General features: G+C 56.3%; 17 protein-coding genes, 1 tRNA gene and 1 pseudogene. 13 read left to right on the top strand and 6 right to left on the bottom strand.

What is annotated here, in order from left to right:
* Nucleotides 1-14 precede the first annotated feature (14 nt).
* Complete coding sequence (locus tag IB213_RS16360; RefSeq protein WP_192407869.1) at nt 15-488, bottom strand: DUF3619 family protein; 474 nt, start codon at nt 486-488, stop codon at nt 15-17.
* Complete coding sequence (locus IB213_RS16355; RefSeq protein WP_191724784.1) at nt 485-1,057, bottom strand: RNA polymerase sigma factor; 573 nt, start codon at nt 1,055-1,057, stop codon at nt 485-487. The genes IB213_RS16360 and IB213_RS16355 overlap by 4 nt, the downstream gene beginning before the upstream one ends.
* Before the next feature lie 298 nt (nt 1,058-1,355).
* Between IB213_RS16355 and IB213_RS16350 the strand changes: the two genes are divergently transcribed.
* From IB213_RS16350 to pbpG, 6 genes are all read left to right on the top strand, one after another.
* A complete protein-coding gene (locus IB213_RS16350) occupies nt 1,356-3,143 on the top strand; it encodes an acetolactate synthase 3 catalytic subunit (protein WP_191724785.1) in 1,788 nt (595 codons plus the stop codon).
* Between the two features lie 164 nt (nt 3,144-3,307).
* Nucleotides 3,308-3,799, top strand: a complete 492-nt coding sequence (gene ilvN / locus IB213_RS16345; RefSeq protein WP_191724786.1) for an acetolactate synthase small subunit — start codon at nt 3,308-3,310, stop codon at nt 3,797-3,799.
* Nucleotides 3,800-3,878: 79 nt separating this feature from the next.
* Nucleotides 3,879-4,895, top strand: coding sequence for a ketol-acid reductoisomerase (ilvC, locus tag IB213_RS16340; protein WP_191724787.1), 1,017 nt, complete (start codon nt 3,879-3,881; stop codon nt 4,893-4,895).
* A 197-nt stretch (nt 4,896-5,092) separates the two neighbouring features.
* Nucleotides 5,093-5,929, top strand: coding sequence for a CDP-diacylglycerol--serine O-phosphatidyltransferase (gene pssA / locus IB213_RS16335; RefSeq protein WP_191724788.1), 837 nt, complete (start codon nt 5,093-5,095; stop codon nt 5,927-5,929).
* 227 nt (nt 5,930-6,156) lie between these two features.
* Nucleotides 6,157-7,824 carry a 2-isopropylmalate synthase gene (gene leuA / locus IB213_RS16330; RefSeq protein WP_192407922.1) on the top strand — a complete coding sequence of 556 codons (1,668 nt, stop codon included), beginning with the start codon at nt 6,157-6,159 and terminating at the stop codon, nt 7,822-7,824.
* A gap of 293 nt (nt 7,825-8,117) precedes the next feature.
* Entirely contained in the window at nt 8,118-9,269 is a 1,152-nt protein-coding gene (pbpG, locus tag IB213_RS16325; protein WP_191724789.1) for a D-alanyl-D-alanine endopeptidase, read from the top strand.
* A 117-nt stretch (nt 9,270-9,386) separates the two neighbouring features.
* On the opposite strand, the gene IB213_RS16320 is transcribed toward pbpG, so the two are convergent.
* The 3 genes from IB213_RS16320 to IB213_RS16310 form a co-directional block, all read right to left on the bottom strand.
* Nucleotides 9,387-10,400, bottom strand: coding sequence for an NAD(P)H-quinone oxidoreductase (locus IB213_RS16320; protein ID WP_370551225.1), 1,014 nt, complete (start codon nt 10,398-10,400; stop codon nt 9,387-9,389).
* 372 nt (nt 10,401-10,772) lie between these two features.
* Nucleotides 10,773-10,849, bottom strand: a tRNA-Arg gene (locus IB213_RS16315).
* Between the two features lie 602 nt (nt 10,850-11,451).
* Nucleotides 11,452-11,589: a hypothetical protein gene (locus IB213_RS16310; protein WP_191724790.1), complete on the bottom strand. Its 138-nt coding sequence runs from the start codon at nt 11,587-11,589 to the stop codon at nt 11,452-11,454.
* Nucleotides 11,590-11,832: 243 nt separating this feature from the next.
* Between IB213_RS16310 and IB213_RS16305 the strand changes: the two genes are divergently transcribed.
* Nucleotides 11,833-12,114 (top strand): hypothetical protein, encoded by a 282-nt coding sequence (locus IB213_RS16305; RefSeq protein WP_192407867.1) that lies wholly within the window; start codon nt 11,833-11,835, stop codon nt 12,112-12,114.
* 617 nt (nt 12,115-12,731) lie between these two features.
* On the opposite strand, the gene IB213_RS16300 is transcribed toward IB213_RS16305, so the two are convergent.
* Nucleotides 12,732-13,484 carry an SDR family oxidoreductase gene (locus IB213_RS16300; RefSeq protein WP_192407864.1) on the bottom strand — a complete coding sequence of 251 codons (753 nt, stop codon included), beginning with the start codon at nt 13,482-13,484 and terminating at the stop codon, nt 12,732-12,734.
* Between the two features lie 474 nt (nt 13,485-13,958).
* Here IB213_RS16300 and IB213_RS16295 point away from each other — a divergent pair, with 474 nt between their 5' ends.
* From IB213_RS16295 to IB213_RS16275, 6 genes and pseudogenes are all read left to right on the top strand, one after another.
* Nucleotides 13,959-17,570: an autotransporter domain-containing protein gene (locus IB213_RS16295; RefSeq protein ID WP_192407862.1), complete on the top strand. Its 3,612-nt coding sequence runs from the start codon at nt 13,959-13,961 to the stop codon at nt 17,568-17,570.
* A 365-nt stretch (nt 17,571-17,935) separates the two neighbouring features.
* Nucleotides 17,936-18,001 (top strand): annotated as a pseudogene (locus IB213_RS18430) (ESPR domain-containing protein); the annotation flags it as partial.
* Nucleotides 18,002-18,373: 372 nt separating this feature from the next.
* Nucleotides 18,374-21,739, top strand: coding sequence for an autotransporter outer membrane beta-barrel domain-containing protein (locus tag IB213_RS16290; RefSeq protein ID WP_225561172.1), 3,366 nt, complete (start codon nt 18,374-18,376; stop codon nt 21,737-21,739).
* Between the two features lie 332 nt (nt 21,740-22,071).
* Complete coding sequence (locus IB213_RS16285; protein ID WP_191721293.1) at nt 22,072-22,419, top strand: hypothetical protein; 348 nt, start codon at nt 22,072-22,074, stop codon at nt 22,417-22,419.
* 102 nt (nt 22,420-22,521) lie between these two features.
* On the top strand, nt 22,522-23,361 hold the full coding sequence (locus tag IB213_RS16280) for an alpha/beta fold hydrolase (protein WP_192407846.1): 840 nt from the start codon (nt 22,522-22,524) through the stop codon (nt 23,359-23,361).
* A gap of 45 nt (nt 23,362-23,406) precedes the next feature.
* Nucleotides 23,407-23,739, top strand: coding sequence for a four-helix bundle copper-binding protein (locus IB213_RS16275; protein WP_191721295.1), 333 nt, complete (start codon nt 23,407-23,409; stop codon nt 23,737-23,739).
* Nucleotides 23,740-24,221 lie beyond the last annotated feature (482 nt).

Raw genomic sequence — 24,221 nt, 5'->3', positions numbered from 1 at the left:
TGCAGTTGGCAAGTTTAAGGGGTGTCGGAAACGGTGGTCTGCAAATACTGCTGGAAACCTGGGTCGGTATAGGCAGCAGGCGGCAGTTCACTGGTCAGCAGCGCTGCATCAACTTCAGCAACGTCAATGATAGTGCGACTGTCTTGGTCGGCGCCAATAAATGCAAGGGCTGCGGCCAGCGCGATCAAGGGGATGGCTGTCAGCAGGCGGCGTACCCAGATCGGGGTGTTGTCGTGGTTGTTGCCAGAAGCACCCAGTGACACCGTTCCATCACTTTGAATGCCCAGGAGCGAAACCGCAGACTCGGTGCTGGGGGCACGCAAAGGAGCGCTGGTGCGCTTGCGCATGGACAGGGCCTGAATGCGAGAGGCACGCAGGCGTTCCGTGACCACATAGGGTAAACCCGCTTCTGCCATGGACAGGTGCGCTGTCAGCTTGCGCGCAAATTGCTCTGTCGCAAGTTCATCGTGGTGCGAAGGTGTGGTCATAACTCGATTCCTTTTGCTTTGAGCGCTTTGCTCAACGATTGAACCGCTCTAAAGCAGTGCGTTTTGACACTGCCTTCGGAACAACCCATGGCCGCAGCGGTTTCTGCAACATCCATGTCTTCCCAGTAACGCAGCAAGAAAGCCTCCCGTTGACGCGCGGGCAAAGATTGAATTTCATTTTCAATGCTTTTTAGCAGTTGGGCGCGCTGGGTGAGTACCTCTGCACTTTGTGCTGCTTCGCCTTCTTCGTTGGCTGCATAAGTCTGCATCCAATCAAACCCATCGTCATCGCCGTCATCTCCATGTGCGAGGTCGCTCATATTGGTAAACAGCGCATTTCGAGTTTTTTGCCGTCTAAACCAGTCCAGTGTGCAGTTGGACAAGATCCGGTGGAACAGCATGGGCAGCTCTGCAGCTGGCTTGTCGCCGTAATGCTGTGCCAGTTTCATCATGCTGTCTTGCACGATATCCAAGGCCGCTTCTTCGTCGCGGACGTGATAAACCGAGCGCTTGAAAGCTCGTTTTTCTACGCCTTTGAGGAAGTCGGATAGCTCTTGTTCAGTGGCCAAGACAGGGGTGCCCGGTAAGTCGAAATCTCGCGAAGCTGCTTACATGTGTAACGAGTAGCAGCGCACGGCAAAGACGCTCATTATTGCATTGCGTTGGCAAACTGCCCAAAAAGCGTTGACCAAAGCATATGTTGCAGTGCCATAATTGACGCTTGCAATTGAACAAGGCAAACGGGTCAGGGTCCGGCGTACACCATATCGCTCATGTCCACTGGCCTCAAGTCCTAAGACGATCCCACAAGGATACGGACGAGGGGCACCCAAGGTTTTTCGTTAGAGAAATTCACAAAGGTTGATCATGGAAATTTCTAAAGCAGAGCACGCTAATGCGGCGGCTGCCTCTTCGCAAGCAGGCACCCAGGAGCTGATGGGTGCCGAAATCCTCATCAAGTCACTGCAAGCCGAAGGTGTGAAACACCTGTGGGGCTACCCTGGTGGTGCCGTGCTCTATATCTATGACGCACTGTACAAACAAGACACCATTGAGCATGTCCTGGTGCGCCATGAGCAAGCCGCAGTGCATGCCGCCGATGGTTTTGCCCGTGCAACGGGTGAAGTGGGCGTGGCGCTGGTGACCTCTGGCCCCGGCCTGACAAACGCTGTCACGGGTATTGCCACGGCGTATACAGATTCCATTCCATTGGTGGTGATCAGCGGTCAGACCTCGACCGCCTCGATTGGCACCGATGCCTTCCAAGAGTGCGACACCGTGGGCATTACGCGTCCCATCGTCAAGCACAACTTCTTGGTCAAGGATGTGCGTGATCTGGCGATCACCATGAAAAAAGCTTTCCACGTTGCGCGCACAGGTCGCCCTGGCCCCGTGGTGGTGGATATTCCCAAAGATGTGTCCTTCAAGAAAGCGGCGTTCAGCAGCTATCCACAGACGGTGGAGATGCGCTCGTACAACCCCGTAAAGAAGGGGCACTCGGGCCAAATTCGCAAGGCATTGCAGTTGCTGCTGAGTGCCAAGCGCCCTTATATCTATACCGGTGGCGGCGTGTTGCTGAGCAACGCAAGCCCTGAGCTGCGCGCTTTGGTGGACATGCTGGGCTACCCCATCACGCACACCTTGATGGGCCTGGGCGCTTACCCTGCCAGCGACAGCAAATACCTGGGCATGCTGGGCATGCACGGCACGATTGAGGCCAACAATGCCATGCAAAACTGCGATGTGCTGCTGGCCGTGGGCGCACGTTTTGACGACCGCGTGATTGGTAACCCCAAGCACTTCATGTCGGCAGAGCGCAAGATCATTCACATCGACATTGATCCCTCTTCCATCTCCAAGCGCGTGAAGGTGGATGTGCCCATCGTGGGCGACGTCAAAGAAGTGCTCACCGAGCTGATCGCCATGATCCGCGAAACCACCTCCCAGCCTGACGAAGGTGCGCTGGCACAGTGGTGGACACAGATTGAAGCGTGGCGCAGCCGAGATTGCCTGCAGTTTGACCGTGCCAGCAAGGACGTGATCAAACCCCAGGCGGTGGTGGATGCCCTGTTCCAGATGACCAAGGGCCAAGACGTGTATGTCACGTCAGACGTGGGCCAGCACCAGATGTGGGCTGCGCAGTACTACCGTTTTGATGAACCACGTCGCTGGATCAACTCTGGCGGTCTGGGCACCATGGGCGTGGGCCTGCCATACGCCATGGGCATCAAGCTGGCCAAGCCGCAGGCAGAAGTGTTCTGTATCACGGGCGAAGGCTCGATCCAGATGAACATCCAGGAGCTGGCCACTTGCCGCCAGTACAACACCCCTGTGATCATCTGTGCGCTGAACAACCGTTTCCTCGGAATGGTGCGCCAGTGGCAGCAGATTGAATACTCGGGCCGCTACTCCAGCAGCTACATGGATTCACTGCCTGACTTCGTAAAGCTGGCCGAGGCCTTTGGCCATGCCGGTATCTTGGTGGAAGATCCTTCGCAGGTGCAGGCTGCTTTGATTGAAGCGCGTCGCATTGCCCGCGAAGAAAACAAGTGTGTTTTCATTGACTTTCGCACCGATCCCACCGAGAACGTATTCCCCATGGTGCAGGCCGGCAAGGGCATCACGGAAATGCTGCTTGGACCTGACGACTTGTAAAAAACAGAAGCTGCCAGCGCAAGCTGGTGGCCGTTTTCAAAGTCTTTTCATGCGCAAACGCAGGCTGGTTCTGCGCTAAGCGCTCTCATTTTGACGAATCTATTGTTTGCCAAGCTTGTCACTTACCGGTGACAGGGGAGGGCAGCGAAAAGAGGGATCTGGACATGAAACACATCATTGCCGTGCTGCTCGAAAACGAGCCTGGTGCTTTATCGCGCGTGGTTGGCCTTTTCTCGGCACGCGGCTACAACATTGAATCGCTCACCGTGGCACCGACGGAAGACCCGTCGCTGTCGCGCATGACCATCCTGACCACCGGTTCGGATGACATCATTGAGCAAATCACCAAGCACCTCAATCGCCTGATCGAAGTCGTGAAAGTGGTGGACCTGACCGAAGGGGCCTACACCGAGCGCGAGCTCATGATGGTCAAGGTGCGTGCGGTGGGCAAGGAGCGCGAGGAGATGAAGCGCATGGCGGATATCTTCCGTGGCCGCATCATCGACGTGACCGAAAAAAGCTACACGATTGAGCTGACAGGGGACCAGTCCAAGAACGACGCGTTCCTGCAAGGTTTGGATCGCACCGCGATTTTGGAAACCGTGCGCACCGGTGCCTCAGGCATTGGTCGTGGCGAGCGTATCTTGCGCGTTTGATGCCTGTTTGCCGCGTACACTGATTTTTTAAATAACGTTTTCACCCCCATAAACACACTGGAAATAACTGGAGCCAAACATGAAAGTTTTCTACGACAAAGACTGTGACCTGAGCCTGATCAAGGGCAAGACCGTTGCCATCATTGGTTACGGCAGCCAAGGCCACGCACACGCTCAGAACCTCAACGAGAGCGGCGTGAAGGTCATCGTGGGTCTGCGCAAGGGCGGCGCTTCATGGGACAAAGTGGGTAAGGCTGGCCTGACCGTCATGGAAGTCAACGAAGCCGTGAAGGCTGCTGACGTGGTCATGATGTTGCTGCCTGACGAGAACATTCCTGACGTCTACAACAACAATGTGGCCCCCAACATGAAGTCGGGCGCTACCTTGGCGTTCGCTCACGGCTTTAACGTGCATTACAACCAGGTGGTGCCACGCGCCGACGTGGACGTGATCATGGTGGCCCCCAAGGGCCCTGGCCACACCGTGCGTTCCGAGTACCTCAAGGGCGGCGGCGTTCCTTCCTTGATCGCCATCTACCAAGACAAGTCTGGCAAGGCGCGTGACGTGGCACTGTCTTACGCCATGGCCAATGGCGGCGGCAAGGGCGGCATCATTGAGACCAACTTCAAGGAAGAAACCGAAACTGACCTGTTCGGCGAACAAGCCGTGCTGTGCGGTGGTGCAGTGGAGCTGGTGAAGATGGGCTTTGAGACCCTGACCGAAGCTGGCTACGCTCCTGAAATGGCTTACTTTGAATGCCTGCACGAGCTCAAGCTGATTGTGGATCTGATGTACGAAGGCGGCATCGCCAACATGAACTACTCCATCTCCAACAACGCGGAGTATGGCGAGTACGTGACTGGCCCTGAAGTCATCAACGAAGAATCGCGCAAGGCCATGCGCAATGCCCTGAAGCGCATCCAGAGCGGTGAATACGCCAAGATGTTCATCAGCGAAGGCCGTCTGAACTACCCATCCATGACAGCTCGTCGCCGTCAAAACGCCGAGCACGCCATCGAGCAAGTTGGTGGCCAGCTGCGCGCCATGATGCCTTGGATCTCCAAGAACAAGCTGGTTGACCAGACTCGCAACTAATGCGCCAACCATGCAGGCCGCACCGCGCGGCCTGCAGCCCAAGGCCACTGCCAGCGCAGTGGCCTTTTTATTTGTCAGGTGGCATGGCGACAGCGATACACTGGTAGCAAGCTGGATGCAAAAGCAGTCTGCGTAAAATACTATGGTTTTAATAGCTGCCTCGGCTTTTCAGAGGCGGCGCTCTGGAGGTGCATTACATGCATGACAGCAATGACGCCCATACGGGCGATAACGGCGTAGTGGTTCGCAAGCGTCGCAAGGGCATTTACATATTGCCCAATCTATTCACACTGGCAGCCTTGTTTGGCGGCTTTTACGCCATCGTCATGGCCATGAATGGCCGCTTTGACCTCGCCGCCATCGGTGTTTTCTGTGCCATGGTGCTCGACAGCCTCGATGGCCGTGTTGCCCGGATGACCAACACCCAGAGTGCATTTGGCGAGCAAATGGATTCGCTGTGCGATATGGTGTCATTTGGCGTCGCTCCAGCGTTGATTGCATATGAATGGGCGCTCAAAGGTCTGGGGCGCTGGGGCTGGATTGCTGCGTTCGTGTACTGCTCTTGTGCCGCACTGCGCTTGGCGCGCTTTAACGTGAACACAGGGGTGGTGGATAAGCGCTGGTTCCAGGGGCTGCCTTCGCCAGCTGCCGCTGCTTTGGTGGTCGGCTTTATCTGGGTGTTCAATGATTACGGCGTCGTGCGCGGCGAAGATGGCCTGATCACCTGGGTGCAGATGATGTGGGTGATGTTCATCTTGACGCTGTACTCGGGCTTGACGATGGTCACCAACGTGCCTTTCTACAGCTTCAAAGACTTCAACATGAAGCGCAGCGTGCCGTTTGCAGCCATCGTGCTCATCGTGCTGGGTATTGCCATCGTCAATATCCACACTCCCACTGTGCTGTTTGCGGTGTTCGCACTGTATGGATTCAGCGGCTATGTGGTGTATTTGATGCGCAAGGCCAAGGGCCAGCAAACCAGTGTGATCAGCACGTCCAAAGACGAGCCTGAAGAACGTGGTTTGCACCACTAAGTAAAAACGCAAGCATTGTTTTTGAAAAACTGTGCTAGAGTAATCCGCATGCAAAACCTGTCGCTAGCTCTACTACTAACCATGTCCATCGGGCAGATCAAGTAGCGCGCGCGTACAAAACACCCTACTTCCAAGGCCCGTAGCTTCCAGCGACGGGCCTTTTTTTGTTGAGTTGCTGGGGGATCAGGTCAATTTTTCTTGAATCACGAAAGAGAGTCCCTATGTCGATGTTGCACAACCCCGCTAGCAAATACCAACCCTTTGTTCCTGTTCGTTTGACCGATCGCACGTGGCCAGACGCAGTTGTCACCAAGCCACCAGTGTGGTGCAGTGTGGACTTGCGTGATGGCAATCAGGCGTTGATTGAACCCATGGACATCGAGCGCAAGATTCGCATGTTCGAGCAACTGGTCAAGATCGGTTTCAAGGAAATTGAAGTCGGCTTTCCTTCTGCTTCTCAGATTGAATTTGACTTCATGCGCAAGCTCATCGAGGAAAAGCGCATTCCCGATGATGTGACCGTGCAAGTGCTGACCCAGGCCCGTGAGCACCTGATCCGCCGCACGTTTGAAGCGCTGGAGGGTGTGCCCCGTGCCATCGTCCACCTGTACAACGCCACCGCGCCTGTGATGCGCCGCGTGGTGCTCAATATGAGCGAAGACGAAATTGTCGAGCTGGCCCGCACCAATGCCCAGCTGTTCAAGGACATCGCGGCAGAACACCCCAGCACGGACTGGACGTTTGAATATTCGCCCGAAATGTATTCGGATACGGAAGTTGAGTTTTCCAAGCGCGTGGTCGATGCAGTGACCGAAGTGTGGCAACCCACGCCGCAAAAGAAATGCATCATCAATTTGCCGACAACCGTGGAGCACTCCAGCCCCAATATCTTTGCCGACATGGTGGAGTGGACACACCGCAACTTGCTGCGCCGTGACTCGATCGTTTTGTCTGTACACCCCCACAACGACCGCGGTACAGGCACGGCCACAGCTGAAATGGCATTGCTGGCCGGAGCTGACCGCCTGGAAGGCTGCCTGTTTGGCAATGGTGAGCGCACCGGCAACCTTGACGTGGTGAATGTGGCCTTGAACATGTACATCCAGGGTATCAATCCTGGGCTGGATTTTTCAGATATCGACGGCATTCGTGCCACGGTGGAGTACTGCAATCAGTTGCCGGTGCACCCTCGTCACCCCTATGTGGGCGAGCTGGTTTACACCTCGTTCTCGGGCTCGCACCAGGATGCGATCAAGAAGGCGTTTTCGGCACGCAAGGAAAGCGACATCTGGGACATGCCTTACTTGCCAATTGATCCCAAGGATTTGGGACGCAGCTACGAGGCCGTGATTCGCGTGAACAGCCAGTCAGGCAAGGGCGGTATTTCTTATCTGCTTGAGGCAGAGTACGGCTTGCAGTTGCCACGTCGCTTGCAAATCGAGTTCTCGCAAATCGTGCAACAGGAAATGGACTCTTTGGGCACCGAATTCACTGCTGCAGACTTGTGGAAGATCTTCCGCAAAGAATTTGGCATGGATGTGGCCCAGGCTCCGCAGTATCGTTTGGCAGAAGAAGATGGTGTGGTGACCTTGAACGCCAAGCTCCACTGGGACGGCCAAGAGCGCGTGCTTGAAGCGCAGGGCACCGGCCCGATAGATGCCTTTGTACAGGCGTTGTCGCAATCGCTGGGCCGCCAGGTGCGTGTGATGAATTATTCGGAGCATGCAGTAGGCGAGGGGGCTAATGCCCAGGCGGTGGCCTACGTTGAAGTGCGCGTAGACGATAGCCACACCGTGTTTGGTGTGGGTATGGATGCCAACATTGTTTCGGCATCGATTCGGGCGATTTTGTCAGGCTTGCGCCGTGCGCCAGCCGTGCAAACAGTGGCCGTTTAAGGTGGAAGCAGGGTGGCGCTTTGTATGTTTTTACAAGTGCCGCCCAGCTACTGACCTGCCGGATTGTGAAATCCGGCAAGGCGACAGACGGTAGTGCTTTGGCTAAGTTCGATGCCGTCTGTATTGCTTGCTCTCAAATAAATGAAATTGAGTGCTAGCTGCATGCTACAAACGGTAGGTGTCGTCCTATAATTCGCTTAATTTCCGCTAAAAAGTTGTGTATTTCGGTAAATGGCATGACTTTCTTTGGTGGTAACGGCACTCCCTTGTTGTTTGTTGCTCGGAGCACTTGCATGCACCACCGATCCCCGTTTGCGTATGGTCGAATCGCCAAAGCGCTGGCCTTTTTGACTTTGAGTTGTGCATTGGCTGCCCCAGCCGCTTACGCATCGAAAAAGGCCCCGACCAAGAAACAAACCACTGCCGCCTCTGCTTCCGTCAAGAAAAAGCAGGCAGCCAAAGCCACCAGTACCAAAAAGGTCGTGGCACAAAAGAACACCAAGTCCGCTACATCTAACCGCAAGGTGGTAGCCACGCGGGCAGTTAAATCCAATACCAAAGTTGCGCGTAAAGCGACGGCCACCCGCGCGGTAGCCGCTGCAGCGGCGGGCGCGGCGGCCGTAGCGGTAGCACGGCCTTCGTTTGGGCAAATGGCAGGCTTGCACCAGGTCTCTGATCCTTTGGATCTGAAATCCAGCGTTGCGCTGGTGCTGGATCAGGACACCAAGGAGGTGCTGCTGAGTAAGAACGACCATGCGGTCTTGCCCATTGCCTCCATCACCAAGCTGATGACGGGTTTGCTGATTGCCGAAGCCAAGCTGCCGATGGATGAAATGATCACCATCACGCAAGACGATGTGGACACTGAAAAGCACAGCAGCTCACGTTTGCGCGTTGGCACACAGCTGAGCCGCGGCGAAATGCTGCACTTGGCGCTGATGTCCAGTGAAAATCGTGCTGCCCATGCGCTGGGTCGTACGTACCCCGGCGGGCTGGTGCATTTTGTGCAGTTGATGAACAACAAGGCCAAGTTGCTGGGCATGACTGAAACCCAGTATGTAGAGCCTACAGGTCTGTCGAGCCGCAACCAGTCCAGCGCGCATGATCTGGCTACATTGGTGAACGTGACACACGCCAACCCCCTGATGCGCCAATACTCCACATCGCCCAGCTATGAAGTGGCTGTGGGTAACCGCATGCTGCAATTCAACAACACCAACAGCCTGGTCAAGAGTGACCGCTGGGACATTGGCCTGCAAAAAACCGGCTACATCTCAGAAGCAGGCCGCTGCCTGGTGATGCAGGCAGAGGTGTCTGGCCGCAAAATCATCATGGTGTTTTTGGATTCAGTGGGCAAGTACAGCCGCCAGGGCGATGCAGAGCGTGTACGCCATTGGGTCGAGTCATTGTCGAGCGGCAACGGCATGCTGACCGCCAGCAAATAAAGCTCACGAGTGATTCAATAAAAATAGCGGCTAGCGCCGGTATTTAAAGGGTTTGAGATAGTTATGTATCTGAAACCCTTGAATACAAAGCGCTAGCCGCTATTTTTTTATTCTGATCTAGTTGGAGCAGGTCAGCACAATCTTTCCAAAAGGTTGCTGATTTTCCAGATGCGCATGAGCTTGCGCGGCCTGCGTCAAAGGGTATTGCTGTTCAATCAATGGCAGCAATTGACGGCGTGCGATGACAGGGAGCCAGCGTTGGGCAAAACGCTGGGTCATGGCCACTTTTTGCGCGGTGCTGAGCGACTTCATGACCGTGCCCTCTATGCGCAGCCTGCGCGTCATCATCACATCCATCGGCAGCGTACCGCTGGCGCCACCTTGCAGCCCAAGCTGAATCAGGCGACCAGCCATATCCAGGCTGCGTACATTGCGCTCCAGATATGGCGCGCCCATATTGCAAATCACCACATCGACACGCCCGCCGGTTACTTCACTGGCAATGACTTCGGCAAAGTCCTGTGTGGCGTAGTCCACGGTGATGTCAGCCCCCAAGGCACGCAGGCGCTCATGCTTGCCAGCGCTGCTCGTGGTGACAATGGTGCTTGCACCAGCTATACGTGCCATTTGTATCAGGGTTGTGCCCACACCGCCGCCTGCACCGTGAATCAAAACCCGCTCACCGGCTTGCAGGTTCCCCAGATGCTGCAGAACATGGTGTGCAGTCACCATGGCTTCGGGAATGCTGGCGGCCTCTACATCGCTGATGCCTTCTGGCACACGCATGGCCATGCCTGCATCGATGCGGGCGTACTGTGCATATGCGCCCCCGCCCACAATGCCCATGACGCGTTCGCCCAAGCGAAAGCCGCTGACCTGCGGCCCCATGGCGACGACTTCTCCAGCCATCTCCAGTCCAATGACCTGGTCACTGTCTCCAAAACCCGGGTTGGGGCCGTACTTGCCTTGGCGCCAGTTCAGCTCTGCCCGATTGAGGCCGGCGGCATGCACGCGCACCAGCAAATCATTGGGGCGCATCGCCGGAAGAGGAATGTCTTGGGGGTGCAGAACGTCAGGGGCACCAAAGCCATTGTGTACGGCTGCGAGCATCAAGGATGGAAGTGTTGTCACGGTGTCTTCGCTGGTAGGTTATTGCAATTGCGTACAGCCAAGCATATGAGCTAAACAGCTCGACCTGACAAAACCGTATGCAAAGAGGGCAGAGGTCAAGACGCTCTAGTGACAGTCTTTGGGACAACTCCTGGCAGATGTGATTGCATGCCTGACGGTGTTTAGCGCCTATCGAGCTGACAGGTGTGTGAATGCGCCGTGGAACGTGCTTGCTGTCGCTGCGCCTTTAGTGATGTAGCGGGCGCAGGGCGGGCCGCGCACCGCTGGCGCAGTGTCTTTGGCAGATGCGTGAAAGAGGTTTGCATTGAAAAGGTGCCAGACAAGCAAAAAGCCCTGCACAACCACGTTGTGCAGGGCTTGAAACTTCTTTTGTGGCGCGGCGTACTGGAATCGAACCAGTGACCCACAGCTTAGAAGGCTGTTGCTCTATCCAACTGAGCTAACGCCACCACGTTGATTTGATTATGTTTTACCCGCAATGACTGCGGCAATAAGCGCTCTATTTGCGGAGCGCTGCGCAACAATCAATTGCTGCGAGTTCATAACCAGCCGTTATTATGCCCCCGATTGCAGGTCCAGAAGGGGTTGTGGTGTCCTACTTCGTCGCTTGGATTTTGGCTCCACGACGCAGGTAGTGGGCGTTGGGCGGTCTGTACGGATGTCCCAACTGCTCGGGTGCCTTCATCTTGCCGCGTTCATCAGCAACGTCATCTGCAGTTTGGGGTGCAAATGTCTGCAGCCGTTTTATGTTGCCGCCTTTTTCTGTCGTGGTGCGCGCAGGCTCACCAGTACGGTACTGCTAACGGTGCTGTATTGCCCTTTGGGCAAAACCATTCCGTGAAACTGAAAGCTGTCTAGAAAAGGCTGCGCCCTCCATAAGCAGTCGCATTGCATTAAAGACCGCTCAAGGCCAGTTGCATCTCATGCCCCAGAGACACATATTCAATGTGGTTGCCAGAGCGGGCGGGGGCAGGCCGCAGATATAAGACGTTCTGCTGAGCTGACAGTTCAGACGCCTCAAAAGCAAAACCCGCATTGCGCGGGTTTTGTATTAGCGGCCCCAGTCTTTGGGTTGGTAAGGCTCGAAACTGGTTCCGTTACAGACTCGGTAGCTTTCAGGCAAAGCTTGCCGTTCGTGCACTTGAATCTTGAGGCCTGCGGGCATCACGGTTTCAGGTTTAACCTTCACGGGTTGTTTCCACGGTTTTTTCGCAGAGACGTTGCTATTTGCTTGAGCATCGATTTTTGGTGGTGGCACAGGCTTCCTCTCCATAGTCATCAACAATTTAAATCTCTCCCTAGTGTGCCAGTTGAATGGCTTTTAACCTAATCCACACTAAGTGGTTGCGATTGCTTGCTTAATTTCACGCGCGCATGAGGAGGCAGGCTACGGACTGCGTCGTGCCATGGCCGCATCGTAAACAGCATCCGTGTGCTGTTGCTGCTATGCCATGACCACACCCAGTGGGGCAACCTGGTGCTGCCGGTGGCCTCTCTCTATGTTGGTCAACCCGCTGGCCCTCGAACGGCTGACTTTGCCGTTGCCGCCATGCGTCAGCCGATCCAGAACAAGCTGGCATCGGCATCGGCATCGGCATCGGCATCGCCTGCGCTGAGCCAGGTGGCGCGAGATGCTGGACTTACTAAGGGGGCAATGATGTTTGCTCTAGATATCCATAGCCAAGGCAATACCAGCGAGCGCAGCATGAAGTGATGGCCCAAAGCGTTCCCGCAGGATTCGGGCAGTCTGGCTGAACAGATCTAGTCTCTTTCCCAGCGCAAAATAGATTGGAGACGTGACCATCCCAGATTAACCATCCTCAGCCCGGATGGATTCACCTTTCTCACCGACCACTCTTTCTTGATCTCAGTGGTATCCATCGGTGATGTGCGAATGGGTAAGCAACGGCCTTCTAACACCTCGTCAAAAAAAGCAGCAAGAAAACCGCTGAAAACGGACATGGCGATTTGCACTTGCGCTTAATAGTTTTGCTGCAATGCGTTTAGTGGCTCGTGCTTGTAGGGTTGCTGTTGCGGGCCATGGCTTTTCTCCTTGCCCGTTGTAGCCTTGCCTGGCTGCGACGACGGTGGTTCTATGGCGGTTGCTGTGGGTGAGCGACGGCCCATACAGCAAGAAAGATATTTAAAGCTTTTTTGGAGCCAAGACATAAAAAACCTCGCTTTAAAAAATAAATTCAACAAACCTATCAGCGCTTCACAGTACTCCCTTTACGTACCGCCTGGTTGTGTATCGCATCAAGATATTTTTCTAATCGCTCTCACCAAGCCTGAGTGCATTTTTTGCACTGCAGCACTGAATGCCTCGGGTTTCTAGAGGTTTCCACCCGAGATTTCAATCAAACTGCCTGTGGTGTAAGGAGATTCATCAGACATCAGCCAAACAATGGCGTTTGCGACTTCTTCAGGTGTGCCGCCACGCTTCATGGGAACGCTTGGCGCAAGACGGATAAGCCTGTCTGGCTGTCCACCGCTGGCATGAATATCCGTGTCAATCAGTCCAGGGCGTACAGCATTTACGCGGATACCTTCTGCTGCAACTTCTTTGGCCAGACCCAGCGTCATCACATCCATGGCACCTTTGGATGCAGCGTAGTCCACATACTGGCGTGGAGCGCCCAGCCTTGCTGCAATACTGGAGACATTCACGATAGAGCCGCCCTGACCACCGCGTGATGTACTCATTCGCACAACAGCTTCACGTGCGCAGAGGAACGCTCCGATCGTGTTGATGCGGAACATGCGCTCCAAGCGCTGCAAGCTGAACTCAGCCACTGTCTGGGCTTTGTCGACCACCCCTGCGTTAATGACCAAGGCATCGAGCCGGCCAAACTGCTCATCCACCAAGGTGAACAAGCACTGTATTTGCTCTTCACTACCTACATCTGCTTGGACAGCGGCAGCGCGCCGCCCGAGACTCTCAATACTTGAGACAACAGCATGTGCTGCTGCATGCTCATTGTTGTAGCTAATGACGACATCCCATCCCTTGGTTGCTGCTTGTAAAGCCGTAGCAGCACCTATGCCGCGGCTGCCACCAGTGATGAGTACAACTTTGTTTGTCATGCGCTTCCTTAAAAGAATACCCCAGTCTAGGCGTGGCAGCCTTGGTCAGCTGCGAGATGCCCAACTGCACGGCCATTGGCAAAGAGCGCGCCTTCACCGTGAATGCTGCTGCCGTCCGCGACTACGCCGCAAACGCTAATGAGCTACTCGGACAGTGCAGCCAGCGATACACAGCGCTGGCTGCAAAGGCTGTCGGACACGCTCTTGATGCAAGAGTCTGCAGGGCAGCTTGGCCCGTGAAAGTTGTTACACCGTAGTGCAGCAGCTTGGCGTTGATTATTCTATTTTCAATATAAACCTTATAGCAAAAAACGTATGCGTCATGCGCGATGGGGCTAAAAATACCTAGTTTCAGGGATTGGCAAGTATTGTGCGTTTCGTTAAATTTTTGGGCTTTCTTGAGGCATTCAACGATGCGTAAAGCATTCCTTGAATCAAAGCAATAAGACACATAAGCGCTGGGGCAACATTACGATGAACCATATTTACCGATCTATCTGGAATGCTTCGTTGGGCTGCTGGGTGGCTGCGCCTGAAACCGCGCACATTGGCGTTAAGGTGGGCAGCGCACGCATTACTCGCAACATGGCCTCTGTGTGCCTCAAAGCTGCGCTGACGCCTTTGGCGCTGATTTTTGCCTTGGCTTGGCCGTTGTCCGGATTGGCAAGTAGCGTTGCGGGCGCTTCAAGCTTCGACGCGGGCGTGGCGGGCGCCGGCAGTTTCTGGTCCGGTGCGGGAATGGATGGACAAGGAGGCTTTATTCCGGCGTTCGGGGGCTCATGGGCCTACCAGTCGATCGATTCCGGATCGATGACCGGCACGGCACTGACCGGCGGCCTGGGAGGCGCTGGCGACGCCGCGACTGCGTCCTATGTCGCTGGCGGCGGCGGCGGTGGCGGCACCGGGGCGATGCTTATCAATACAAATGGCGTCAACACCGTCAGCACCCTGCTGACCGTCAAAGGCGGACGCGGCGGCAATGGCGGCGCCAGCATATCAGGCACCGACACGGCGGCGATGGGCGCGGGTTCGGGCGGCGGCGGCGGCGGTGGGGATGGGATCGGACTCGTCTCCACCACGAATTTCTCGTTTACGAGCCATGGCGATGTCGTGGGGGGGCTGGGCGGCAGCGGGGGCATCTCTTCTGTGGACGGAGGTGTCGCGGGCGGTGGCGGCGACGGCGGCAATGGCATCTACGCCCTCTCTGCCCCCGGGGTCACGATCAACAATTCGGGCTCCATCACCGGCGGCAATGGCGGCAGCAGCATTGCGGGCTTCGCCTCCGCTTTCGGCGCGCTGGCCGGGGCCGGAGGCGCGGGAGTCGCCTTGGGCGGCGCAATCCTGAACAACGGAGCGACCGGCGTCATCATGGGCGGCAATAGCGGCGCAGCCGGAAGCCTGGCGGGATTCACGACGATGAACGGCGCCGGCGGGGCCGGCGTCACCGTGACCAACGGGGTCCTGACGAATGAAGGGATCATACGCGGCGGCGATGGCCAGTCCGGCGGCGCGGGCGTGGTGATGGCGGGCTCCGGCACCCTGATCAATGCAGGTAGCATCCAGGGCGGGACGCTGGGGGGCTCCTCGCGCGCCGACGCCGTGCGCATGTCGGGCAACAACGCGCGTCTGGAATTGCGGTACGGCTACAGCTTCCAGGGCAGCGTTCGAAGTACCGGCACCGGCAACGTCGTGGCGCTGGGTGGCGCTGCGGGCGGCAGCTTTGACATGACGCATTGGGGCGTTGGATTCATTGGATTCTCCAATCTGGAGAAGACCGGAAGCGGAACCTGGCGACTGACCGGCCTGACCACCGAACGGCCCAACTGGGCCGTGAAATCGGGAACTTTGAACTTCGACGATGGCGCCCAGCTTGGCGACTCGGCGTCCACGATCGCGTTGGGAGCCGCCAGGCTGGCCTATACGCCGACGAGCGGCCATGCCACGGTGAACGCGGCCATCTCGCTGACGACCGGGGCTACCGGCGTGATCGACGTCGGCGGCAACTCGGTGCTCGACATTATCCAGGGCGTACGGGGCTCCGCGGCGACACTGAAAAAGGAAGGCTCGGGCACCCTGAGCCTGAACGGCCCGTCGAACTACGGCACGCTGCTGGCGGCCAACGGCCGTGTGATCCTGAACCACGACGTGTTGCCGCAAATCATCGGCAGTGCGACCGACATCACCATCCAGACCCGCGGCGATCTGACCCATGGCGGCGAGTTCTACGGCTTGGACGCACAGTTTGGCACGATGACCAAGGACGGCCCCGGCGTTTTGACGTTGACCGGCGCCAACTACCTGGCTTGGCACATAGCAACCGGTGGGCTTGTGGCATCAAGTGACAGATTTCAAGGCGACGTGGACATGGCTACGGGTTCGAGCTTTGTGTTGAATGCAACGACTGACGCTAGTTACAGAAACAAGATGAGCGGAGGTGGCGCATTCACCAAGACCGGCACAGCCACTTTGAAGCTAACGGGTGCTAGTACCTATACCGGAGGCACCACCGTTAACGCCGGCACGCTGGTGGCGGCTAACGCAAGTGCGCTGGGTAATGGTGCTGTCACTGTGAATACAGGGGCAGCACTGGAAGTTGTCAGTGGTACCGAGCTGGTGGTCGATGGTAATTTGACTTTTAACTCCGGCTCCAGCTACCGTGTGAGCGCCAGCCCTGATGGCACGGGCCACAGTAGCATTAAGGTGGCTGGCACGGCCAATCTGAATGGCAGCGTGCTGCATGTGGGCAATGAGGTTGATGCGTTGACCGACTTCCAGGTGGGCAAGAAGTACACCATTTTGTCGGCCTTCCAGATCCATGGCATCTTCGATGCTGCGACCTCCAACTTTGCCTATCTGGATGCCAAGCTGGATTACTCGATTGCCAACCAAGTTGACTTGGAGCTCAAGCGTAAAAGCAGTGGTGGCAATAACGGTGGGCAAATGCACTTTGCCGATCTGGCGAACACGTCCAATCAGGGCGCCGCTGCCAACGCCCTCGCAAGCCTGCCAAGCAGCCACCCGCTGTATCAGCACATTGAGACATTGCCTGCCGGCACGCCTGCGGCGGTGTTCAGCAGTCTCTCGGGTGATACGCACTCCACAGTTGCTAGCAGCGTGAACATGCTGAGCGCGCAAGCGCCCAACATCAGCCAGCAGCACTTGCGCAACAACCTGACTGCAGGCCTGCGTGCAGGCGCACCGATTGCCCAGTCGGATGGGCCTTTGCCAGCCTCGGCCTTTCCCTCGTCCAAAGCTCTGCCTGCATGGGTAGAGGTGGTGGGTCACTGGCAAAAGATGGATGGCAACAGCAACACCCCCGGTGTGAAGCAAAACACCACCGGATTGTTCCTGGGTGCTGACGAAGAAGTGGGCAGCAGCGGCTGGCGTGTCGGTGGCTCGGTGGGCTACACCAGTGCCGACGCCAAGGTGAGCAGCCGTGATGCATCGGCAGACATCAGCAGTTACAGCGCAGCGGTGTACACCGGCAAGGGCTTTAGCCATGGCGCCAACCGCATCAACGTGATGGGGGGTCTGGCGTACACCAAGCACAGCATTGAGTCTGAACGCAGCGTGGCCACGCTGAACCAGAACCTCAAAGCTGACTACAGCGCCCACACAGCGCAGTTGTTTGCCGAAGTGGGCTACGCCATGGGCCAGTACGACAAGCAGGGGTTTGAGCCATTTGTAGGCATCACGCTGGGCGAGCAGCGCTCGGACAGCTTCAAGGAAAGCGGTGGCTTTGCGGCACTGAGCAGCCAATCGAGCCGCGACACACTGGCCAGCACCACGCTGGGCGTGCGTGCGCACAGTGACTTTGTGCTGGCTGGCAAAGACACCCGCGTGCGTGGCACCTTGGGCGTGCGCCATGCCTGGGGCAAGCTGAGCCAGAACCGCACCATGGCGTTTGAAGGCTCCAGCAGCTTTACCGTGGCTGGCGCTCCGCTGGCGCGCAACACGGCGCTGGTGGGTCTGCAGGCTGAGATGGCGCTGAGCCGTTACTCGGCCCTGGTGCTGGGCTACAACGGCGAGTACGGCAGCGGCAGCCGTGACCAGTCGGCCAGCGTGAAGGTGCGCTGGGCTTTCTAAGCGTCACTGCTGGACTGAAAGAAAAAACCCCTGCCGGCGCAAACTGGCAGGGGTTTTTTTGATGACTGGCTTCAAGATCTGATGGACACGCGCTTGATGCAAAAGTCTGCCGGGCAGCTTGGCCCGTGAAAGTTGTTACGCCGTAGTGCAGCAGCTTGGCGTTGATTATTCTATTTTCAATATAAAACTTATAGTAAAAACCGTATGCTTTATGCGCGATGGGGCTAAAAATACCTAGTTTCAGGGATAGGTATATTGGTGTGTGGGTGTTACTGTTTGTTCCGATTTTTGGAGGGCTTCGGGCGGCGTGATGACAGCCTTTGAAGCGAAAAACACTAATACACACGCATTTAAGGCGTTATCACATGAACCATATTTACCGATCCATCTGGAACGCCACCTTGGGATGCTGGGTTGCCGTACCTGAAACTGCCCGCGCCGGTGGCGGTGCTGCAAGTGGCAGCAAGCAATCGAAGGTGATTTGCGCTAACCAACGTAGCTTGCGCTGGCATGGCATTGCTGGTGCCATTGCTATGGCTTGGGGATTGTTGGCCGCATCTTCTGCATATGCGGTATGCGACACGCCGGCGCCCGGTGCGACGATTAATTGCACTCTCACAACAGTCGGCCTGACTACTGGTGTGAACAATCTAACTGTCAATGTGCTCAGCGAGGCGGTCATAAATGCGCCGCTGCTTGGAACAGCAATCAACCTTAGCGGCAATAATGCCCGGTTAACTAACACCGGTTTAATTGATCCTTCTCTGTTGGGAACAGCTTCAGGGCTGACAACGGGTGTGACGATGGGTAACGCAAATAACAGCATCGTCGTAGTTACCAATAACAACACCGGCGTGATTCGTGGCACTTCCGGTCTTCTTGGTGCAAGCTTGGTTGGCTTGACCGGCATCGGTCTGAGTGTGCAAAACGGTGCAGCCGGTACTACCACGATTACAAACAACGGCATTATTGAAGGCATGCCGTTGGTAGGTACCACCATACCTGCATCAGATATTCCTGTGATTGCACTGTGGGGCGGTGGCAAGGGCGTATTTACCAACAACGGGACCATCACCGGCCGGGTGGCCATGCAGGGTACATCGACCGGAAACGTATTCACGAACACTAACACTCTTAGCGGCAGTTTGTCCCTTGGCACGGGTGGTGGTGCCAACCGTTTCAATGCGATCACCGGCTCGTTGGTGTCCGCCGGCGGTGGTGTAGGGGTTGCGTTGCCGGTACTGGGCCTGACCATCGGCTTTGCCGGCGCCGGGATTGTCGATGGTGGCACAGCCAACAACGGCAACACTCTGGCTTTGCAGAATGCCGTCGGCGGCGGCTCGGGTACCGGCGGAACGGGGACGATCAATGGGAACAACTACCTCAATTTCAGCAACCTGATTGTCGATAGCGGCACGTGGTCACTGTCCGGTTTTTTATTTAATGGTGCATCCGCACCGACCGTTCAGCTCAATGGCGGTCTCCTGAATGCCACTTCAGCAGCACTGGGTGCTGCCCCTGTTACGGCCAACGGGGGGGCACTCGGGGCATCTGAGGTTGGAGTGACGCTGGGCAACCATATCACCTTGGGCACGAATGGTCTGACCGTTTCCGGCATCAACAGCTTGACTCTATCCGGCGTGCTCTCAGGTGCGGGTGAGCTGATTAAGAGGGGTGCCGGTACCCTGACACTGAGCGGCGCTAACAGCTACACCGGCGGCACCAGCATCCAAGGGGGCACATTGGCCTTGGGTGCTGGTGGACGCTTGTCGGCAACAAGCGCGCTGAACCTGTCTGGTACGGGGAGCACATTCGACATGTCGATTGGCGGCAACCAAACCGTGGGCGCGCTGCTTGGCGCGGCGGGCTCGAATATAGTTTTAGGTGCCAACACTTTGACTTTTGGTTCTGCCAGTAGCACGACCTTTGCTGGCGACATCAGCGGCACGGGTGGCAGCCTATCCAAAAACGGTACTGGCACTATGACCTTGACCGGCAATAGCAGCTATAGCGGCATGACCACAGTGGCCTCAGGTACTCTGGAGTTTGCAGGTACTGCGGGTCATCAACTGGGTGGCGGGATAACCGTAAACGATGGCGCGGCGCTGGGCATTAAAGCTGCCACTTCGGCGCTGGGGGCGGTCACGTTGGCTAATAATTCCACGCTTTCACTGGATGCATCGGGGGCCTCGGCGCCTGTGCTGACAGCGGACAGCTTGAGTATCGGCACGAACGTGGGGTTCAACCTCTCGGGCATTAGCAGTCTTACGGGGGATAGAGATCTGATCTCTACCACGGCGGTGATTTCGGGCGACTTCAGCACTGTCAGCATTGGAGGCTTCATGGGGACGGTGGATTACCTCACACTGGTCACCCAAAAATCGGCAGACAACAAGAAGTACGTGGCCAGCCATGGGCTGACCTGGGGGGCGAAGAACAATTTGGCCCATGGCACGTTCACGCTGGCTCAGGCAACTGACGAGTTTGATGTGGGGGCGGCACTGACGGACCAAACCGCTAACGGCAGCTGGGACGGCCGCACGCTGACCAAGGCGGGTGCAGGCACGCTGGTGCTTTCAGGTGGCAACACCTATACCGGTGGCACACAGGTTAATGCGGGCACGCTGGTAGCGGCCAACAATCAGGCGCTGGGCACTGGGAATGTCAATGTGGGAGCGAGCGGCACGCTTGCAGTGAACTCTGGCGTTGCTCTCAAGGTGGGGGGGAATCTGGGCTTTCAGTCGGGTTCTATCTACCGTGTTTTTGTTGATCCCGATGCCAAAACCAGCGGTCGTATTGATGTAACTGGTAACGCTACGTTGACAGGTGCTGTGCTGGATGTACAAGCCCGAAAAGATTTGAGTACGAACCAGACGTACACCATTTTGAAGGCGGGCAGCGTGATCGGCCAGTTTGCCAGTGTGACGTCGAACTACGCCTATCTGGATGCTAAGGTCGCTTACCTGCATGGCAACCAAGTGGATTTGACCTTGCACCGCAAGCCCGGCAGCGGTGGGGGGAGTTTGGGCTTTGCCGATTTGTCCAGCACTTCTAACCAAGCGGCTGCGGCCAACGCCCTCGCAAGCCTGCCCAGCAGCCACCCGCTGTACCAGCACATCGAGACATTGCCTGCCGGTGCGCCTGCGGCGGTGTTCAACAGCCTCTCAGGCGATACGCACTCCACCGTTGCTAGCAGCGTGAGCATGCTGAGCGCGCAAGCGCCCAACATCAGCCAGCAGCACTTGCGCAACAACCTGGCCGCAGGCCTGCGTGCAGGCGCACCGATTGCCCAGTCGGACGGGCCGCTGCCAGCCTCGGCCTTGCCATCGTCCAAAGCCCTGCCTGCATGGGTAGAGGTGGTGGGCCACTGGCAAAAGATGGATGGCAACAGCAATACACCCGGTGTGAAGCAAAACACCACGGGCCTGTTCCTGGGTGCTGACGAAGAAGTGGGCGGCAGCGGCTGGCGCGTAGGTGGCTCGGTGGGCTACACCAGTGCAGACGCCAAGGTGAGCAGCCGTGATGCATCGGCAGACATCAGCAGCTACAGCGCAGCGGTGTACACCGGCAAGGGCTTTAGCCATGGCGCCAACCGCATCAACGTGATGGGTGGTCTGGCGTACACCAAGCACAGCATTGAATCTGAGCGCAGCGTGGCCACGCTGAACCAGAACCTCAAAGCTGACTACAGCGCCCACACAGCGCAGTTGTTTGCCGAAGTGGGCTACGCCATGGGCCAGTACGACAAACAAGGGTTTGAGCCATTTGTAGGCATTACGCTGGGCGAGCAGCGCTCGGACAGCTTCAAGGAAAGCGGTGGCTTTGCAGCGCTGAGCAGCCAATCGAGCCGCGACACACTGGCCAGCACCACGCTGGGCGTGCGTGCGCACAGTGACTTTGTGCTGGCTGGCAAAGACACCCGCGTGCGTGGCACCTTGGGCGTGCGCCATGCCTGGGGCAAGCTGAGCCAGAACCGCACCATGGCGTTTGAAGGCTCCAGCAGCTTTACCGTGGCTGGCGCTCCGCTGGCGCGTAACACGGCGCTGGTGGGTCTGCAGGCTGAGATGGCGCTGAGCCGTTACTCGGCCCTGGTGCTGGGCTACAACGGCGAGTACGGCAGCGGCAGCCGTGACCAGTCGGCCAGCGTGAAGGTGCGCTGGGCTTTCTAAGCGCCACTGCTGAGCTGAAAGAAAAACCCCTGCCGGTACAAGCTGGCAGGGGTTTTTTAATGGCTGACAGCAAAAACGGTTGGATACCCCCCGGGATGCAAGAACAGCCAGTCCTGTGATCGTACATCAATAAAAACTTGGGAAGTTCGACAGGCAGGAGTCCCGCAGGTCTGAACGGCCTTGAGGTCTGCTGATGTATCGAAAGTTAACTAAGGGGTTGACTGACAAGGACGTGGAGGCATCGGCCATTGGTGCAGGTATTCATCTGCATAAGACTAGAGCATCAATGCAGTGCTTTGTCTGCTGTGCTTAAACCACTTAAGGAGAAGCGTATGAATACCCGAAATCCCCTTGAACCTGCAAACCCTGCAACCGATCCTGACCTTGCCGAGCAAGCGCAGCCAGGGCATGGAGTGCCGTCACAGGATCCAGATCCCAATGCGCAGGTCGCTATGAGTGAGCAAGAGTCAGCTCGTGAAATTTCATCTTCCCTGGTTGGGGGAGGAGCACTGGCGGGTGTAGCTGTTGGAGCTGCAGTTGGTGGTGCTGTGGCTGGTCCCGTTGGTATTTTGGTTGGAGGCACTGTAGGGAGTGTGGCTGGTGCTTTGGGAGCCGCCGCCGCAGGTACATCTGCAGAGCGCAATAAATCAGAGGTTGAAGATTGCCCACCTGAAAAATGACAGCACCTTAGGTGCTGCTCGCCTCAGAGGATGCATGCGTTTTTTTCATTAGATCGCTTTGTCCTCTTGTCCATATTCCCCCCTCGTTGAAAGGAAGGCGCAATGCCATATATCGATATTTCACAATCCAGTACAGGTACCCTGCAGCTGCACTATCAGGACTATGGCAAAGGCCGGCCCGTCATTCTTATTCATGGATGGCCTTTGAGTGGCCGAACCTGGGAGCCGCAAATTGCCGATTTGGTAGAGGCAGGTTTTCGGGTGATTGCATATGACCGTCGTGGTTTCGGTGCTTCCTCCCAGCCTTGGTCAGGGTATGACTATGACACTTTGGCGCAGGACCTTAACGAGTTGATCGCCGAGTTAACACTCTCAGATGTCACTTTGGTTGGCTTTTCCATGGGAGGTGGAGAGGTGGCCAGATACATCGGGATGTATGGCTCTAAATTCATTCGCTCAGCAGTTTTTGCGGCTGCTGTGACACCTTATTTGTTTCAATCTGAGAAAAATCCAGAAGGCGCAGTCACAGAGAAAGACGTTCAGAAAAAGCAAGGAGCAGTTTTGACAGATCGTCTGGATTTCCTGGAGGGATTTACTCAGAAGTTTTTCTCGGACTCTAGTGGCAAGTTATTGGTCAGTGAAGCCCAGAGGGAATACGCAAAGATGATTGCAGCTTTTGCATCTGCCAAAGGTACGCACGATTGCATTGGCTCATTTTCAAGAACAGACTTTCGTGCTGACTTGCAAAAATTTGATATCCCAACGCTTGTGATTCATGGCGATAGTGATCAGATTGTCCCCATCGAAGTCAGCGGGGCAAGAACGCATAAATCTATCAAGGGCAGCGAGTTGCATGTCATCAAGAATGGCCCACACGGCTGCAACCTCTCTCACGCCAAAGAATTTAACAACGCACTAATCGCTTTCTTGAAAGCGCATTGAGCCTGTCCTTCGACAGCCTGTCTGACTGACAACAAGGAGCTACCGATGAATACAGCAAATCAGTACCAAGACTGCATTGACGCATGCAACGCCTGTGCTGTCGCATGCAACACATGTTTTGCTCAATGTCTCCAAGAGACGGATGTTCAAATGATGGCGCGATGCATCGCCTTGGATGCTGACTGCGCGGCAATCTGTACCTTGGCAGCCAATGCCATGGCTCGCAACAGCGAGATGGCCAAACATTTTTGCCGTCTTTGCAGTGAAGTGTGTTTGGCTTGCGCCCATGAGTGTGAGCAGCATCACCATGCACACTGCCAAGCATGTGCCAAAGCATGCAAGAAGTGCGCGCAGGCCTGTCTAGATATGCTTAACTGAGCTTGATCGCAGTAAAGTTCGGTAAGTAGCCACTGAGGACTTTACTGTTTGCGCTGTCATAGCAGGGCATTAGCTAGCCGGCGAGATACCTGTGCTCGTTGTGCGCCCTGATCGTCGCTGTCAGCTGAAGGCACAGTTTTACCAAGCTCTGGCTAACGGTTGCCAAATGCATTGCCAATGCTTGCTTGGACTGTGACGCACCAATGCCTTGCAGCCTGACTTTGACTTGCTCACATTGACCAGACTGGCCACAGCGAGCGGTAAGGGAGCTGGCGCCTGAGATGCCGATAACGAGGCAGACAACGAGGCAGATAACGAGGCAAACAAGGGTGGTGGAGAGCATGCTCAACTGTCCAGCCACAAAGCCCACATAAAAAAGCCCCGGTACTTCAGTGCACCGGGGCTTTTCTTGTTCTTTATGCGCTTTTTCCACTCCGCATTGCGCACAGTAATAACGAAGCATGCAGCTCAAAGCACTGTGT

Origin of the sequence: Comamonas sp. CMM02 (assembly GCF_014851485.1) — a bacterium.
GTDB lineage: Bacteria > Pseudomonadota > Gammaproteobacteria > Burkholderiales > Burkholderiaceae_C > Comamonas > Comamonas avium.
This window is presented reverse-complemented; position numbering and strand designations above follow the sequence as displayed.

Excerpts from the sequence above, each read along its gene's own strand:
- IB213_RS16360 (WP_192407869.1), bottom strand. The coding sequence starts at position 488 with ATGACCACACCTTCGCACCACGATGAACTTGCGACAGAGCAATTTGCG.
- IB213_RS16350 (WP_191724785.1), top strand. The coding sequence starts at position 1,356 with ATGGAAATTTCTAAAGCAGAGCACGCTAATGCGGCGGCTGCCTCTTCG.
- ilvN (WP_191724786.1), top strand. The coding sequence starts at position 3,308 with ATGAAACACATCATTGCCGTGCTGCTCGAAAACGAGCCTGGTGCTTTA.
- ilvC (WP_191724787.1), top strand. The coding sequence starts at position 3,879 with ATGAAAGTTTTCTACGACAAAGACTGTGACCTGAGCCTGATCAAGGGC.
- pssA (WP_191724788.1), top strand. The coding sequence starts at position 5,093 with ATGCATGACAGCAATGACGCCCATACGGGCGATAACGGCGTAGTGGTT.
- leuA (WP_192407922.1), top strand. The coding sequence starts at position 6,157 with ATGTTGCACAACCCCGCTAGCAAATACCAACCCTTTGTTCCTGTTCGT.
- pbpG (WP_191724789.1), top strand. The coding sequence starts at position 8,118 with ATGCACCACCGATCCCCGTTTGCGTATGGTCGAATCGCCAAAGCGCTG.
- IB213_RS16300 (WP_192407864.1), bottom strand. The coding sequence starts at position 13,484 with ATGACAAACAAAGTTGTACTCATCACTGGTGGCAGCCGCGGCATAGGT.
- IB213_RS16295 (WP_192407862.1), top strand. The coding sequence starts at position 13,959 with ATGAACCATATTTACCGATCTATCTGGAATGCTTCGTTGGGCTGCTGG.
- IB213_RS16290 (WP_225561172.1), top strand. The coding sequence starts at position 18,374 with ATGGGTAACGCAAATAACAGCATCGTCGTAGTTACCAATAACAACACC.
- IB213_RS16285 (WP_191721293.1), top strand. The coding sequence starts at position 22,072 with ATGAATACCCGAAATCCCCTTGAACCTGCAAACCCTGCAACCGATCCT.
- IB213_RS16280 (WP_192407846.1), top strand. The coding sequence starts at position 22,522 with ATGCCATATATCGATATTTCACAATCCAGTACAGGTACCCTGCAGCTG.
- IB213_RS16275 (WP_191721295.1), top strand. The coding sequence starts at position 23,407 with ATGAATACAGCAAATCAGTACCAAGACTGCATTGACGCATGCAACGCC.